This window comes from Gordonia sp. PDNC005, from assembly GCF_016919385.1.
GTDB lineage: Bacteria > Actinomycetota > Actinomycetes > Mycobacteriales > Mycobacteriaceae > Gordonia.
Genome location: NZ_CP070351.1, coordinates 1,130,230 through 1,144,003, shown reverse-complemented (window position 1 = coordinate 1,144,003; position 13,774 = coordinate 1,130,230). Strand labels below are relative to the sequence as shown.

Sequence of the window (13,774 nt, the reverse complement as noted above, 5' to 3'; positions counted from 1 at the left end):
CCCCGCCGATTCTGGAGACATGACCACCAGAATCGTTCGCCTCCTCTCCGTCGCCGCCGTCTCCGTGTCGCTCGTGCTCGCCTCGACTGCCTGCCGCATGGACGACATCACCCGTTCCTTCGTCGACACCTCCGACAACGGGTCGCTGCCCGACGAGGGCGTCACCGTCGACTCGACTTCTGCCGCGATCACCCGACTCGACCCGGATCTCCTGGACGCATTGCGTCGTGCCGTCGCAGATGCGCGAGCACAGAACGTCGACATCCGCATCACGTCGGGTTGGCGATCGAGGGACTTCCAGCAATCGTTGTTCGCGGATGCAGTCGGGACCTACGGCTCCGAGGACGCAGCGTCCCGGTTCGTCGCGTCCCCCGACAAGTCGAAGCATGTGACCGGCGAAGCGGTCGACGTCGGCCCCACCGATGCGATGGACTGGATGTCCCGTAACGGATCCGACTACGGGTTGTGCCAGATCTTCGCCAATGAGCTGTGGCACTACGAGCTCGTGCCCGGTGGCGACTGCCCGGACCTGCTGCCCGATGCGAGTGCGCTGTGACCCCGGTCGCTATGAGCGGCCAGGTACCGTAGAGCTCGTGGCCGACACTGCAGCATCAACCCCGAAGCGACACCGACCTGCGTTGATCGCGCTCGTGGTGGTCGCCGCGGGAGCATGCCTGGCGCTTGCGTGGTGGCAATGGGGCCGGTTCGAATCGTCATCGGGCAGCTTTCAGAACCTCGGCTACGCACTGCAGTGGCCTGCGTTCGCCATCGCCGTCGTGTACGCGTATCGGCGGTTCGTCGTGATGGAGTCCGATCCGGACGCCGTGCACACCGCCGCCGAACGCCGCGGACCCACCGAGATCCCCGATGGAGTCCTCCCCGAGCGCCCGACGGCGCGCGACCCGCACATCGCCGTCTTCGACGAGCCCGATGACGGTCTCGCCGACTACAACCGGTATCTCTCCGAGCTCAACGACCGCGGCGACGACGCCCGCTGATCTGATCTGCACCGAAGGAACATCTGTGACCGACATGTCTAACGCCGAGTCCGCCGCCACCCAGAAGCGGGTCCACGGTGCGCTAGTCCGCTACCGAGTCCTCGCATGGATCACCGGCATCTGGCTGCTGGCCCTGGTCGCCGAGATGGTCGCCAAGTACGGCTTCGACGTCGACGGCTACGGCTGGGTCGGCATCGCTCACGGCTGGATCTACTTCGCGTACCTGATCTTCACCGTCGACCTGAGCATCAAGGCTCGGTGGCCGCTGCCCAAGTTGGTCCTGACCGCTATCGCCGGAACCATCCCGTTCCTGTCGTTCTACTTCGAGCACATTCGCACCCGCGAGGTGAAGGCCGAGTTCAACCTCTCGTAGTTGCAGCTCACCCTGTCCTGATCAGACGAGGTCGCGCAGCGCCGGAACGAGCTGGCCGAGCGCCTTGCCGCGGTGGCTGAGAGCGTTCTTCTCGTCCGGTGCCAGCTCCGCTGACGTGCGGCCGCCCGCAGCGGCGTCGTCCGGCACGAACAGCGGGTCGTAGCCGAATCCTTCGACGCCACGGCGCTGCGCGATGATCGTCCCGCGCCACTCCCCTCGCACCACGGTCTCGGCGCCGTCTGGCGTGACGAGCGCGCAGACGGACACGAACGCAGCCCCTCGTCGATCCTCGGGTACGTCACCCAGCTGGGCGAGCAGCAGATCGTTGTTGCCCTCGTCGACCGAGCTTCCCGGCACCAGACCGCCGGACCATCGTGCCGACAGAATCCCGGGCATTCCGTTCAACGCGTCAACGCAGATTCCCGAGTCGTCGGCGAGCGACGGCAGTCCCGTTCGTGCGACGGCCTCACGTGCCTTGATCAGCGCGTTCTCCTCGAACGATGCACCGTTCTCAACGGGTTCCGGGTACGTCTCGACGTCGCCGAGCCCCAGCACCGTGAGCCCGCTGATGCCTGCCGCCTCGACAACACGGCGAAGCTCCTTGAGCTTCTTCGCATTGCCGGAGGCGAGAAGGATTCGACCGGTCACTTGGCGGCCGGCAGGTCACCGGGGTACGGCTCGGCGAGGACGGCGCGCTGCGCGTCGACGATCTGCGCGATGCCCGCCTCGGCGACGTCGAGCATCGCATCGAGGGTGCGTCGCGGGAACGTCGCGCCTTCACCGGTGCCCTGGACCTCCACGAGCGTTCCGGCGTCGGTGGCGACCACGTTCATGTCGATCTCCGCGCGTGAGTCCTCTTCGTACGGCAGGTCCAGACGCACTCGGCCGTCGACCACACCGACACTGATCGCCGCGATGACGCACGACAGCGGCTGCGGGTCGTTCAGCTTGCCGGCCGCACCGAGCCAGGTGACGGCGTCAGCGAGTGCGACGTATGCGCCGGTGATGGCTGCGGTGCGGGTACCACCGTCTGCCTGCAGGACGTCGCAGTCGATGGCGATGGTGTTCTCGCCGAGGGCCGCGAGGTCGATGCACGCCCGCAGAGACCGTCCGACGAGACGGCTGATCTCATGGGTCCGGCCGCCGATCTTTCCGCGAACCGATTCACGCTTGTTGCGCTCGTGCGTGGCCGCCGGGAGCATCGAGTACTCCGCCGTCAACCAGCCCAGCCCCGAACCGCGGCGCCACGACGGCACCCCCTCGTTCACGGACGCCGTGCACATCACTCGTGTGTTTCCGAATTCCACCAGGACCGAACCCGCCGGGTGCGAGGTGAATCCGCGGGTGAACTTGATGGGTCGAAGCTCGTTGTCGGCCCTGCCGTCTGCTCGTGTGCTCACGGAGGCGAGTCTATCGTCCGACGCCGCCTCAGAAGGCGAGCGGCTGGTACGACAGTGCTTTGTCGACGATCTGCTCGGGGGTCAACGATGTTGGACTCCACCACATGTAGTCGCTGATCTGCGGGTCGGACACCGCGTCACAGATACGTTGCATGATCGCGTCCGCGGCGTGGTCATCCGCGCCTGCTTCAGGATCCATCGCCTCACGGACCAACTCGATCAGCTCGTTTCGGGTCATGCCGAAGGGGCCTACGGTGCTCATCGATCCCTCGCTCTCACCGGTCGACCGGACCGGACCTATAGATCACGTCGTCACCAATCTTTCCGGGTGTCGGCGTAGAACTCGACCACCGCAGGCATCGCCGGCACGAGCGCAGATTCGTCGAGAGCCCGGAGGTGACCGATGCGTTCCGTCGCGCCGTCGAGGACAAGACTGACGTCGCGCCGCGCGATCGGAATCCACAGATCCGGCGTCACGAACTCCCCCGTGCGCGGATCGCGCACGGCGACACCGACTCCGGGCAGTAGTAGCTGGTCCATGAAGTGCAGGTTATCGCTCGTCGCGGGTACGTGGACCGCATGGGATCACTGGCCGCCGGGAGCATCACGATTCTGGACATCGCCCGTCACGGCTCTCGTCTCACGTTGACTGCGGAACCGAGCGCGCTACCGACGGCATTCGCAGGCACCGCCTTCGACGCGACGTTTCACCTCGAAACACCGCCGTGGATCGGCGACCTGCCTGCCGTGTTCCTCGCCTACGGCCTGCGATCGTTCGCAGCGCACCTCCGATCGAATGACCTTCCCCTGCCAGGTCGTGAATCTCGTGATCCCACGTGGAGAGTCGCGGACGAGTGCCGGACCGCCGACGAATGATCACCCGCATGGTCCGTCGCCTCCGGCTCAGGGTCTGACTGTGAGCGGGAACCGACTTCTGCAGCGGGATTAGTCCAAGGCCGCGTGCGACACGCTGCCCGACGAAGAAAGTACGTGTCCGGTCCCGAGTCCAAAATGTTCACCGTCTCAGCCGTCTGAGCTCGACCAGCGAAGAGCGAGATGGCGGCGAGGTGGGTCGTGCCTCGATCGCCTCATCAACTTCAAGCACCCGAATTGTCGTACCCCATCCTTACAATAGAACACATAGACGAACTAGTAGTGATGGAGGTAATCATGAGCACCGCACTCACCGCGGACTACCAAGTCGACGGCACGGCAGTGACCGTTGTGCTGCCCCTCCCGGTCACGTCTTCCGACCGGATCGCTTTCGCCGGGCGTGCAGCAGCCGCCGCCAGTTCGACCACCTGGCACGGCTTTCGTGAACTGCATGCGACATTCCACGAACGTGAGGCCACGACGGCGGACGGCGCGGAGTTCGGGCGCGTGTGCGACCCGTTCACTCAGGTCGCAGCAGCGTACGGGGTGGTCGCGAACCTCGGCCGGAACGCTTCCGAGCGTTTCCTCGACCACGCTCTGGCATGCTTCGACCGCATTCCGGCCATCGGCAGGCTGCTTCGTGACGGCCTGATGTCTGCGTATGCCTTCGGACAGGCAGCACTCGAGACCGCCGACGTCGTCGACACGGAGGTCCTCGCCGCCATCGACGCCGAGGCCGCGACCCGTCTTCGCCGACTCGGCGGACTGTCCGTCCCGCGAGTGGCGAAGACCGTGCGGGCGGTTGTCCTGTCTCATGATCCCGATGCCGCCCACCAGGCGCGCGAGGCCGCGAAGGCGGGCAAGAACGCTGCGCTCGTCCCGCTTGACGTCGAGCTGTCTCGTCTCGTCATCACTGCATCGGCGGAAGACGCGACCCTGTCGATGGAGACCATCAACGCGGTGATCGCCGGCGTGTGCGCGAGCGATCCGCGAACCAAGGACGAGCAGCGGTCCGACGCCGCGCTCGCCCGCGTCAACGGCACCGCGTTCACGTGCCAGTGCGGTCGGGACGACTGCGATGCCGAACTCTCGGACACCGCGGTCGCAGGGCGATGCGCGACGATCGTTGTGCACGTCGTCGCACGGAAGGAGACGCTCGACGGTTCGGACGACACTCCGGCATACCTCGACGGGTTCGGCCCGATCTCGGCCGAGCACGCCCGCGAGATCGCGGCACGCGACGACGCCGTCCGCCGCGATGTGGACGTCGAAGCGGCTGTCGCCGCGCCACATCAGTCGGGCGACGAATACCGACCCACAGCTGCGTGCGAAGCCGTGGTTCGTGGCGTGTTCGGGACCTGCTCGTGGCCAGGCTGCGATCGCGCGGCGTGGAAGTCGGATGTGGATCACGTCTGCGAGTTCAACCACGACTCTCCTACCGAGGGCGGCGCCACGTGCCCGTGCAACCTCAATCCGAAGTGCCGGTTCCACCACTTGCTCAAGACCTTCGGCGACGGGTGGGTCGACGCACAGTTCGTCGATGCCGACGGCGTCATCTGGACTGAAGTGACCACCCCGGACGGTTTCACCGTCCGACAGCAGGCGTTGAACAACTGGCTCATCCCCGAGTTGGGACTCCTGCCCTGCCGCCATGGTCCGCAGAACTCACCCGGCCTGGTCGATCCGGCCGACGAACCGCGCCGCACCCTTACCCGGGCGCAGTCCAAGCACCGCGCCCGCGCCGCCCAACGCGCGGCCAACCGCCGCGCCCGCCTCGCTGAAGAGGCCGCCTACGGCGAGCCGCCGTTCTAGACGCTTCAGACGGGCTTGCGGACCTCGATGATCTGGCCTTGGTGAACGAGTTGGAGAGGGCCGGCGTACGCGCCGGATGCCTCGTCGAGGATGGCGTCCGAGTCGGTCCACGGGACCACGTGGGTGAGCGCGAGGGAACGGACGGCAGCGTCGGCCGCGACCTGCCCGGCTTCCACTCCCGACAGGTGCAGACCCTCCGGTCGGATGCCGGGGTCATGCGTCCACGACGCTTCGCAGAGGAAGAGATCGGCGTCACGAGCCAGGTCGACCACCTCGTCGCAGACGCCGGTGTCGCCGCTGTACGCGAGTACCTCGCCGTCGGGTCCGGTGATGCGCAGACCGAACGTGGCCGGCGGGTGATTGACCTTGAAGGGCTCGATGTGGAGACCGTGGACGTCGACCGCCACGCGGTCCTTCCATTCCCGGACGTCATACGTGTCGGAGATGTCGTCGATCTCGCCGGGGTACTCACTTGACCCGGCGCCGATCCGCAGTGCAGTGCCCTCCGGGCCGAACAGGAAGGAGCGCTCGGTCGCACTCTCGGGCGCCCACCGCCGCCACACGAGCATCGCCGGGAGATCCATGCAATGGTCGGCGTGCAGATGACTCAGCAGAACCGCGACATGGTTGGGGTTCGCGTGCTGGAGGAGTTCGCCGAAAACTCCGTGCCCACAATCGATCAACACGGGCGGGTGACCGTCGGCCTGTACGAGGTACCCCGAACAGGCAGCACCTGGGCCGTTCACACTCCCCGAGCACCCGAGCACCGTCAATCGCATGGGCACCACTCTGCCATGCACCGTCGCGAATCAAGAGTCGAACGGCCGCCGCGTGACTGACGAATTGACCTCCGTCCATTTATGGGACGGGTCACACAAATCGCCCTAGAAGTGGGCGACGTGCCCGATCTGCGGTCCGAGGAACCTCTTGGAGAGTTTCGCAAAACTCTCGGGATCGCCTGTGGCAGAAAACAATCGGTGAGCTTCGCGGCCATCGTGGGGGTGCAGCTGGTCGGATTCGGTCAGTACCCGGAACGTGTCTTTGGCCGTCTCCTCCGCACTCGACACGAGGGTCACCTCGTCGCCCATCACCAACTGGATGACTCCCGACAACAGCGGGTAGTGCGTGCACCCCAAGACCACCGTGTCTACACCCGCCTCTTGCAGCGGTTCGAGGTATCCCTGCGCCAACTGCAGGATCTGTCGGCCGCTGGTCACCCCGCGCTCAACGAAGTCGACGAAGCGAGGGCAGGCGACTGCGGTGATCTCCATGTCGCGTGCCGCTGCGAACGAGTCCTGATACGCGCGGGAGGCGATCGTCGCCTCCGTCCCCAGCACGCCGATTCTGCCGTTGCGAGTGGTCGCCACGGCGCGCCGGACGGCAGGCAGAATCACTTCGATGACGGGGATGGGCGAATACCGCTCACGCGCGTCACGCAGCATCGCAGCCGACGCCGTGTTGCATGCGATGACGATCGCCTTCACTCCCCGGCGGACCAACTCGTCGCCGATCGCGAGAGCATGTCCGCGGATCTCGGGAATCGTCAGCGGGCCGTAGGGACCGTTGCCGGTGTCGCCGATGTAGACGATGTCCTCATCGGGCAGCAGGTCGATGACGGCGCGCGCCACCGTCAGACCGCCGACGCCGGAGTCGAAGATGCCGATCGGTCCGTGATTCAGCGGAAGCCTCCCTGGTCGAGTGCCGGCTTCGCCGGCTTGTCACGTGCGGTGACCGCCGCGGCGAGTACGCCACCGACGGCCCCGAACAGATGGCCCTGCCAGGAGACGCCCGCCGTTCCGGGCAATGCTCCCCACAGGATTCCGCCGTAGATGAAGACCACGATTACGCCGCCGAGCACCTGCCACACGTCGCGGTTGAACGCACCGCGCACGATCAAGAACGTCAACCAGCCGAAGACGATTCCCGACGCGCCGATGGTGACCGAGTCGGACGGCGAGATGAGCCACACGCCCAGCCCCGACGTCACCCAGATGACGGCGGTGACGGCGATCGCGTGTCCGGACAGCACGACGAAGAATCCGAGCACCACGCCGGGTAGTAGATTTCCGACGAGATGAGCGAAGTCGGCATGCAGGAACGGCGCCCAGAGAATGCCCAACAGACCCGACCAACTCCGTGGGACGATGCCGTGGGCATCGAGCCGGCCGTTCATCACCGTGTCGATCAGTTCAACGGCGAACAGGACCGCGGCCATCACGGCGACGGCGATCACCGCCGACAGCCACCTGCCCCACGGGGCGTCGGGCTTCGCTGGACTCGTCGTGTCCGGGATCATTCCGTTTCGCCTCCGCCGGACGAGTCGGAGGGACCGCCCGGTGCCACGAAAGCGGATGGCACGGCGTCACGATATGCGGGGATGCCCGCGACCGACGTCGCGTTGACGACCGCCGAGACGATGGCCCGTTGAACGACGATCGCCGACGCCTCGCACAGTGCGGCGACAACGGCGGTGTCCGGTTCCAAGCCGGGCGGAATCGGCACCGCGGCGCCGGCGTCCACCTGGGTACCGCCGGTGGCGACCGCGAAGAGGGTGTCCCCGTCAAGCGGAGAGTGGGCAGGCCGGACGGCCCGAGCCAGACCGTCGTGTCCGGACATCGCGAGACGTCGCAGCGCCGAGACCGGCAGCGCGGCGTCGGTGGCGACCACACCGATCGTGGTGTTCAGAACCGTTCCTTTCGCGGACAACTCTCGAAGTCCGGTGATCTCCCCGGCTGCGGGTGTCGCAAGCCCGTGCCAGGCGATGTCGTCGGCGCCCCACGGAAGTCCGGTCGCCGGATCGATCACCTGGCCGACGGGGTTGGCGACCACAAGAGCGCCGACGGTCAGCCCGCGGGCGGGTCCGTCAACAAGCGTCAACGACGCGGTCCCCACTCCGCCTTTGAGCGCGCCTGCACGTGCTCCCGCACCCGCGCCGACCGAACCGACCTCCACGTCGACTGTCGCGGACTCAAGGGCTCTGCGGCCGAAGTCGGCGTCGGGTCTGTTCTCCCACTGTCCGACCGGCAGATCGAAGATCACCGCGCCCGGAACGATCGGCACCACGTGCCCCTGCAAGTCCATCGGAAGGCCGACGCCGTCCGCTTCCAGTCCGAGCATCACGCCGTCGGCCGCCGCGAGCCCGTAGGCGCTGCCGCCGGTGAGAACGATGGCGTGTGCGCCGCGCACGCTGTTCCCCGGTTCGAGCAAGTCCGTCTCCCTGGTCCCCGGGCCACCGCCGCGCACGTCGACAGCAGTAGTCGAACCGTCGGGGACACGGACGACGGTTGTCCCCGTCGCCCACCCGACTCCGGGTTCGGTCAGGGTGGCGACGACCACGTCCTCGTCGATCCGGTGAGCATGACCCACCGTCACGCCCGCCACATCTGAGATCGTGTCTCCGGTCGCAGCGATCATTCCCCAGACTCCCAGTCCGATTCCGTCCACTCGTCGGCCATCAGCGCCTCGACGAGCAGACCTTGGACGACGGACAGCCAGTCGTACACGTCTCGGTGCGCTGCCTGCGGATGGTCGGGCGCCAGGCGCATCGGCTGCTCGTCGATCCCCAGCATCGCACCGAGTGCCAGCCGCACGTCGGTGAGTGCGGCCAGCCACCGATCGGCTTCGCTCTCGGTGAGCCGGATATCGCCGCCGCCGGACGGAAGTGTGTCGAGGACGGTGGCCGCCGCCTCGAGCTTCGCGTCGATGATCTTCGGTTCGTTGACGCTGCGGAGACCACCGTTGAGGTCGGATGCCAGCGACGCGGCCGTCAGCTCCGGCTCCTGGTCGGGCCGGTGAAAATCGGGAAGGAGGCGCCCGAGAGTCACGTCCTGCGGAGCGGTGATGTGTCCGGTTGTGATGCCGGTGAGGGCCGACAGTTCGTCCTGTGGCGCCGAGTCGCCTCGTTCGGTGAGGATCTCCGCGATCGACTCGACCATTGATGCGAGGAGTTGGCACTCGTAGCTCTCGAGGTTCGAGCAGATCCGTACGTCGGCACCGGATCCGGTGCGTCGCCAAGTCCTCATGCCACAGTCCTCATACCCAGTTCCTCATGCCGCAAATCGTCATTTGTCATGCTGCATGGTCGCCCACAGGCCTGCGGCCTGGAGTTTCTGTACATCGGCCTCGACCTTGGCACGGTCCCCCGACGACACGACGGCTTTGCCCTCGTTGTGCACCTGCATCATCAGCTCACGCGCCTTGACCTCGGAGTATCCGAACAGCTTCTGGAAGACGTAAGCGACATAGTTCATCAGGTTGACTGGATCGTCCCAGACCACCGTGACCCACGGCCTGTCGGTCACGACCTCGGGTTCGGCTACCGCCGTACCGGTGCTCGTGCCCGGCGTCACCTCATCGCGCACCATGAGTAATAGGGTAGCGAACGTGACCGCTACAGCGCTTCTCACCGACCAGTACGAACTGACCATGATCTCGGCCGCTCTGCGCGCCGGGACAGCGGATCGTCCCTGCGTGTTCGAGGTATTCGCGCGCCGACTGCCCGACGGACGCCGATACGGTGTCGTCGCGGGCACCGGCCGGGTGCTCGACGCGCTCGCCGACTTCCGGTTCGGTGATGACGAGATCGCCGCGCTCGACGGCATCGTCGACGACCAGACTCTCGCGTGGCTCGCCGACTACCGGTTCACCGGCGAGATCGACGGTTACCGGGAAGGTGAGCTCTACTTCCCCGGATCGCCGATCATGACGGTGCGCGGCGGCTTCGCAGACGCCGTGATCCTGGAGACGATGATCCTGTCGATCCTCAACCACGACAGCGCCATCGCCTCGGCCGCCGCCCGCATGGTGAGTGCCGCTGCGGGCAGACCGATCATCGAGATGGGCGGCCGACGCACCCACGAACGCTCCGCGGTCTCGTCGGCGCGTGCCGCGTACATCGCGGGCGTCACCGCGACGTCGAACCTCGAGGCCGCGCGCACCTACGGCGTCCCGAGTGCAGGGACGGCCGCGCACGCTTTCACCCTGTTGTTCTCCACCCATGCCGGAACCGACGAGAAGGCCGCCTTCGCCGCGCAGATCGACGCACTCGGCGTCGGGACCACCCTGCTCGTCGACACCTACGACATCACGACCGGTGTCGCGAACGCCGTCGCCGTCGCGGGCCCTGAACTCGGAGGCGTTCGCATCGACTCCGGTGATCTCGGAGTCCTGGCACGCCAGGTCCGGGCTCAGTTGGACGGGCTCGGCGCGCCCAACACCAAGATCGTCGTGTCAGGTGATCTTGACGAGTACGCGATCGCGTCCTTGCGCGCGGAACCCGTCGACACGTACGGCGTCGGTACCTCGCTGGTCACCGGCAGCGGCGCGCCGACAGCGGGAATGGTCTACAAACTCGTCGAGGTCGACGGCGTCCCGGTCGCCAAGCGAGCGAGTCACAAGGAGAGTCACGGCGGCGCGAAGCGCGCAGTCCGGGCAGCCCGCGACACCGGGACCATCGTCGAGGAGATCATCGTGACCGGCGGCGCGGACGTGGCCGCCGCCGACCTCGTCGAGGCGGGTAATCTGGACGTTCGGGACCTGCAGATCCCGTTGGTGCGCGAAGGCCGTGTCGTCAAGGGTCTGCCTACGTTGGTCGACGCGCGGGATCACCTCGCTCGTTGCCTCGTGTCGCTTCCGTGGGAGGGCCTCGGCCTGAGTCACGGCGACCCCGCGGTCCCCACCCGTTACGTGACCCGACCGGAGAAGTGATGACCGACAACCGCGCATTGATCGTCGTCGACGTGCAGAACGACTTCTGCGAGGGCGGCGCACTCGCGGTTCGCGGAGGAGCCGCAGTCGCAGGGTCGATCAACACGATCACCGAGGACTACAAGACGGTCGTGGCCACCCGCGACTACCACATCGATCCGGGTGACCACTTCTCCGACGACCCCGACTACGTCGACTCCTGGCCTCCACACTGCCGAGCTCACACCGACGGTGTCGGATTCCACCCGACGCTCGACACCGAGCCGTTTGCGGCCGTCTTCGACAAGGGTGCGTACAGCGCGGCCTATTCCGGATTCGAAGGCTTCGACGCCGACGGCACACCGCTCGCGGAATGGCTCGCCGACCACGGCATCACCGAGGTCGACGTCGTCGGCATCGCGACTGATCACTGCGTCCGGGCGACCGCCGTCGACGCGGTGGAAGCAGGCCTGCGCACGCGGGTGCTGCTCCCGTACACGGCCGCCGTCGCCGAAGCCACGACTGCGTCTGCATTCGCACAGATGCGTGAGCTGGGAATCGATCTGTCCGGCGACCTCCTGTACACCGGAGCGTCGGCCGACAGTTCGACGTCCGACGCCCAGTGACCGACATCCCAGCCGTTCCCAAACTCCTCGACCACGCAGTCACTGAACTCGGCGGCAGTCGGCGCGAGGGGCAGCTGGCGATGGCCACCGCCGTCGCCGCCGCCATCGACGACGACGTGCACCTCGCCGTCCAGGCGGGCACCGGTACCGGAAAGTCGCTCGCCTACCTTGTGCCGTCGATCCGGCACGCGGTGGAGAGCAATGACACCGTTGTGGTGTCGACCGCGACGATCGCCCTGCAACGTCAGCTCACCGAACGGGACCTCCCCCGGTTGTCGAAGGCGTTGGCGAAGCCGATCGGCCGCGAGCCGACGTTTGCGATCCTCAAGGGCCGAGCCAATTACCTGTGTCTGAACAAGATCCACTCGGGTGTCGCCGACGAACCCGACACGGAGCTGTTCGACGCGTTCGAGCTGTCGCGGACCGGGCGCGAGGTGACCCGCCTGCGCGAATGGGTCTCCGACACCGAGACAGGTGACCGCGACGATCTCCCGCAGGGTGTGAGGGATCAGTCGTGGCGGCAGGTCAGCGTCTCATCGCGCGAGTGCCTCGGTGCCAACAATTGTCCCTACAGCGAGGACTGCTTCGCCGAGATCGCCCGCCGCAAAGCGGGTGCCTCGGACGTCATCGTGACCAACCACGCGATGCTCGCGATCGACGCCATGAGCCCGGCGACGATCCTCCCCGAGCACAAGGTTGTGGTGATCGACGAGGCGCACGAGCTCGTCGACCGCATCACGTCCGTCACCACCGAGGAGATCTCGGCGACAGGAGTCGCGCTGGTGGCTCGTCGCTGCGGAAAGCTCATCGACGACGAGACCGCCGACGCGCTCGTCGGTGCGGGTGAACAACTCGGCATACTGCTCGAGGACTCCCCGTCAGGCGAATGGGTGCGGCTTCCGAACGGTGCGGGCGAGGTCCTCGCGTCTCTGCGCGACCGCCTTTGGAACGCCCGCAGCAGCATCGGTCCCGCCAGGCAGGGATCGGCCGGTGCGGCCGACCCGGAGGCCGCCGCCGCTCGCCAGATGGCGATGTCGTCCGCCGACGCCATGCACGACGCCGTGGTCCGCGTCCTCGCGATGTTCGGCGAGAAGGACATCACGAAGCGGTACGACGTGGTGTGGAAGTCGGTCGACGACTTCCGGAACAACACCCGTCACGTGTTGAGGATCGCGCCGCTGTCAGTCGCCGGGCTTCTGCGGACGTCGCTGTTCACCGATTCGACGGTGATCCTGACGTCAGCCACGCTGACGATCGGCGGCAACTTCGACGCGCTCGCCCGCACGTGGGGGCTGCCCCCGCAGGGGAGCTCCCCGGACAGCACCACTGCGGAGGGCGCGGGTTGGCGTGGAATGGACGCGGGATCGCCGTTCGACTATCCCAAGGCGGCCATCCTGTACGTCGCCGGGCATCTCCCCCCGCCCGGACGCGACGGTCTGTCCCCGAAGACGCTCGACGAGATGGTCGGCCTGATGGAAGCCGCAGGTGGACGAACACTCGGTCTGTTCTCCTCGATGCGAGCGGCCAAGGAGGCCGCCGAGAAGCTCCGCGATCGGGTGGACTTCCCGATCCTGTGTCAGGGGGACGATGCGACGTCGACGCTCATCAAGAAGTTCGCCGACGACGAACAGACCTGTCTGTTCGGAACGCTCTCGCTCTGGCAGGGAGTCGACGTACCGGGTTCGTCGCTGCGACTGGTGATGATCGATCGGATTCCGTTCCCCCGCCCCGACGATCCGCTGCTGTCGGCACGTCAGCGCGACGTCGACGCACGCGGAGGCAACGGATTCCTGACAGTCTCCGCCAATCACGCTGCGCTCCTGCTCGCCCAGGGCGCGGGCCGACTGCTGCGGTCGACGTCGGACAAAGGCGTCGTCGCCGTCCTCGACTCACGGCTGGCGACCGCCCGATACGGCGGCTACCTGATGGCCGGCTTGCCGCCGTTCTGGCGCACCCGCGATTCCAAGCCCGTTCTCGCGGCTCTACGACGCCTAGCGTCGAGCTGAC

General features: G+C 66.8%; 18 protein-coding genes. 8 read left to right on the top strand and 10 right to left on the bottom strand.

Annotated features, from left to right (window positions below; translation table 11 throughout):
• The first annotated feature begins 19 nt into the window (after window positions 1-19).
• Genes JVX90_RS05395 through JVX90_RS05385 form a run of 3 tightly spaced genes read left to right on the top strand, consistent with a single transcriptional unit; the run spans window position 20 to window position 1,371 of the window.
• Window positions 20-556 carry a M15 family metallopeptidase gene (locus JVX90_RS05395; protein ID WP_205331391.1) on the top strand — a complete coding sequence of 179 codons (537 nt, stop codon included), beginning with the start codon at window positions 20-22 and terminating at the stop codon, window positions 554-556.
• A gap of 37 nt (window positions 557-593) precedes the next feature.
• Window positions 594-998 carry a transcriptional regulator gene (locus JVX90_RS05390; RefSeq protein ID WP_205331390.1) on the top strand — a complete coding sequence of 135 codons (405 nt, stop codon included), beginning with the start codon at window positions 594-596 and terminating at the stop codon, window positions 996-998.
• 34 nt (window positions 999-1,032) lie between these two features.
• Window positions 1,033-1,371 (top strand): DUF3817 domain-containing protein, encoded by a 339-nt coding sequence (locus JVX90_RS05385; protein ID WP_205332290.1) that lies wholly within the window; start codon window positions 1,033-1,035, stop codon window positions 1,369-1,371.
• A 21-nt stretch (window positions 1,372-1,392) separates the two neighbouring features.
• Here the strand turns inward: JVX90_RS05385 and rdgB are convergent, their stop codons facing one another.
• Genes rdgB through JVX90_RS05365 form a run of 4 tightly spaced genes read right to left on the bottom strand, consistent with a single transcriptional unit; the run spans window position 1,393 to window position 3,311 of the window.
• Window positions 1,393-2,019 (bottom strand): RdgB/HAM1 family non-canonical purine NTP pyrophosphatase, encoded by a 627-nt coding sequence (gene rdgB, locus JVX90_RS05380; RefSeq protein ID WP_205331389.1) that lies wholly within the window; start codon window positions 2,017-2,019, stop codon window positions 1,393-1,395.
• Window positions 2,016-2,771, bottom strand: coding sequence for a ribonuclease PH (gene rph / locus JVX90_RS05375; protein ID WP_205331388.1), 756 nt, complete (start codon window positions 2,769-2,771; stop codon window positions 2,016-2,018). The genes rdgB and rph overlap by 4 nt, the downstream gene beginning before the upstream one ends.
• Window positions 2,772-2,799: 28 nt before the next feature.
• Entirely contained in the window at window positions 2,800-3,033 is a 234-nt protein-coding gene (locus JVX90_RS05370; RefSeq protein ID WP_205331387.1) for a hypothetical protein, read from the bottom strand.
• Window positions 3,034-3,083: 50 nt separating this feature from the next.
• Window positions 3,084-3,311, bottom strand: coding sequence for a hypothetical protein (locus JVX90_RS05365; protein WP_205331386.1), 228 nt, complete (start codon window positions 3,309-3,311; stop codon window positions 3,084-3,086).
• A 39-nt stretch (window positions 3,312-3,350) separates the two neighbouring features.
• On the opposite strand from JVX90_RS05365, the gene JVX90_RS05360 reads away from it, so the two are divergent.
• Both JVX90_RS05360 and JVX90_RS05355 read left to right on the top strand, forming a co-directional pair.
• The gene (locus JVX90_RS05360) at window positions 3,351-3,647 is read left to right on the top strand and encodes a hypothetical protein (RefSeq protein WP_205331385.1); all 297 of its coding nucleotides are present in this window, start codon (window positions 3,351-3,353) and stop codon (window positions 3,645-3,647) included.
• 294 nt (window positions 3,648-3,941) lie between these two features.
• Complete coding sequence (locus JVX90_RS05355) at window positions 3,942-5,456, top strand: HNH endonuclease signature motif containing protein (protein WP_240194068.1); 1,515 nt, start codon at window positions 3,942-3,944, stop codon at window positions 5,454-5,456.
• Window positions 5,457-5,461: 5 nt separating this feature from the next.
• On the opposite strand, the gene JVX90_RS05350 is transcribed toward JVX90_RS05355, so the two are convergent.
• The 6 genes from JVX90_RS05350 to clpS form a co-directional block, all read right to left on the bottom strand.
• Window positions 5,462-6,235 carry a cyclic nucleotide-degrading phosphodiesterase gene (locus JVX90_RS05350; RefSeq protein ID WP_205331384.1) on the bottom strand — a complete coding sequence of 258 codons (774 nt, stop codon included), beginning with the start codon at window positions 6,233-6,235 and terminating at the stop codon, window positions 5,462-5,464.
• 105 nt (window positions 6,236-6,340) lie between these two features.
• Window positions 6,341-7,135 (bottom strand): glutamate racemase, encoded by a 795-nt coding sequence (murI, locus tag JVX90_RS05345; protein ID WP_205332288.1) that lies wholly within the window; start codon window positions 7,133-7,135, stop codon window positions 6,341-6,343.
• The gene (locus tag JVX90_RS05340) at window positions 7,132-7,752 is read right to left on the bottom strand and encodes a rhomboid family intramembrane serine protease (protein ID WP_205331383.1); all 621 of its coding nucleotides are present in this window, start codon (window positions 7,750-7,752) and stop codon (window positions 7,132-7,134) included. The genes murI and JVX90_RS05340 overlap by 4 nt, the downstream gene beginning before the upstream one ends.
• Window positions 7,749-8,870, bottom strand: coding sequence for a P1 family peptidase (locus tag JVX90_RS05335; RefSeq protein ID WP_205332287.1), 1,122 nt, complete (start codon window positions 8,868-8,870; stop codon window positions 7,749-7,751). Before JVX90_RS05335 ends, JVX90_RS05340 begins: the two co-directional genes overlap by 4 nt.
• Window positions 8,867-9,478, bottom strand: a complete 612-nt coding sequence (locus JVX90_RS05330; protein WP_205331382.1) for a DUF2017 domain-containing protein — start codon at window positions 9,476-9,478, stop codon at window positions 8,867-8,869. Before JVX90_RS05330 ends, JVX90_RS05335 begins: the two co-directional genes overlap by 4 nt.
• A 39-nt stretch (window positions 9,479-9,517) precedes the next feature.
• The gene (clpS, locus tag JVX90_RS05325) at window positions 9,518-9,820 is read right to left on the bottom strand and encodes an ATP-dependent Clp protease adapter ClpS (protein ID WP_205331381.1); all 303 of its coding nucleotides are present in this window, start codon (window positions 9,818-9,820) and stop codon (window positions 9,518-9,520) included.
• On the opposite strand from clpS, the gene JVX90_RS05320 reads away from it, so the two are divergent.
• From JVX90_RS05320 to JVX90_RS05310, 3 genes are read left to right on the top strand one after another with little or no spacing between them, the layout of a single operon-like run.
• Window positions 9,819-11,162, top strand: a complete 1,344-nt coding sequence (locus JVX90_RS05320; protein ID WP_205331380.1) for a nicotinate phosphoribosyltransferase — start codon at window positions 9,819-9,821, stop codon at window positions 11,160-11,162. The two genes, clpS and JVX90_RS05320, sit on opposite strands and share 2 nt — an antisense overlap.
• Entirely contained in the window at window positions 11,162-11,767 is a 606-nt protein-coding gene (locus JVX90_RS05315) for an isochorismatase family protein (RefSeq protein ID WP_205331379.1), read from the top strand. The genes JVX90_RS05320 and JVX90_RS05315 overlap by 1 nt, the downstream gene beginning before the upstream one ends.
• Window positions 11,764-13,773, top strand: coding sequence for an ATP-dependent DNA helicase (locus tag JVX90_RS05310; protein ID WP_205331378.1), 2,010 nt, complete (start codon window positions 11,764-11,766; stop codon window positions 13,771-13,773). Before JVX90_RS05315 ends, JVX90_RS05310 begins: the two co-directional genes overlap by 4 nt.
• The last annotated feature ends 1 nt before the right edge of the window (window position 13,774 follow it).

Excerpts from the sequence above, each read along its gene's own strand:
- clpS (WP_205331381.1), bottom strand. The coding sequence starts at position 9,820 with ATGGTGCGCGATGAGGTGACGCCGGGCACGAGCACCGGTACGGCGGTA.
- JVX90_RS05355 (WP_240194068.1), top strand. The coding sequence starts at position 3,942 with ATGAGCACCGCACTCACCGCGGACTACCAAGTCGACGGCACGGCAGTG.
- JVX90_RS05365 (WP_205331386.1), bottom strand. The coding sequence starts at position 3,311 with ATGGACCAGCTACTACTGCCCGGAGTCGGTGTCGCCGTGCGCGATCCG.
- JVX90_RS05395 (WP_205331391.1), top strand. The coding sequence starts at position 20 with ATGACCACCAGAATCGTTCGCCTCCTCTCCGTCGCCGCCGTCTCCGTG.
- JVX90_RS05360 (WP_205331385.1), top strand. The coding sequence starts at position 3,351 with ATGGGATCACTGGCCGCCGGGAGCATCACGATTCTGGACATCGCCCGT.
- JVX90_RS05330 (WP_205331382.1), bottom strand. The coding sequence starts at position 9,478 with ATGAGGACTTGGCGACGCACCGGATCCGGTGCCGACGTACGGATCTGC.
- JVX90_RS05385 (WP_205332290.1), top strand. The coding sequence starts at position 1,033 with ATGTCTAACGCCGAGTCCGCCGCCACCCAGAAGCGGGTCCACGGTGCG.
- JVX90_RS05320 (WP_205331380.1), top strand. The coding sequence starts at position 9,819 with ATGAGTAATAGGGTAGCGAACGTGACCGCTACAGCGCTTCTCACCGAC.
- JVX90_RS05335 (WP_205332287.1), bottom strand. The coding sequence starts at position 8,870 with ATGATCGCTGCGACCGGAGACACGATCTCAGATGTGGCGGGCGTGACG.
- JVX90_RS05350 (WP_205331384.1), bottom strand. The coding sequence starts at position 6,235 with ATGCGATTGACGGTGCTCGGGTGCTCGGGGAGTGTGAACGGCCCAGGT.
- JVX90_RS05315 (WP_205331379.1), top strand. The coding sequence starts at position 11,162 with ATGACCGACAACCGCGCATTGATCGTCGTCGACGTGCAGAACGACTTC.
- JVX90_RS05340 (WP_205331383.1), bottom strand. The coding sequence starts at position 7,752 with ATGATCCCGGACACGACGAGTCCAGCGAAGCCCGACGCCCCGTGGGGC.
- JVX90_RS05370 (WP_205331387.1), bottom strand. The coding sequence starts at position 3,033 with ATGAGCACCGTAGGCCCCTTCGGCATGACCCGAAACGAGCTGATCGAG.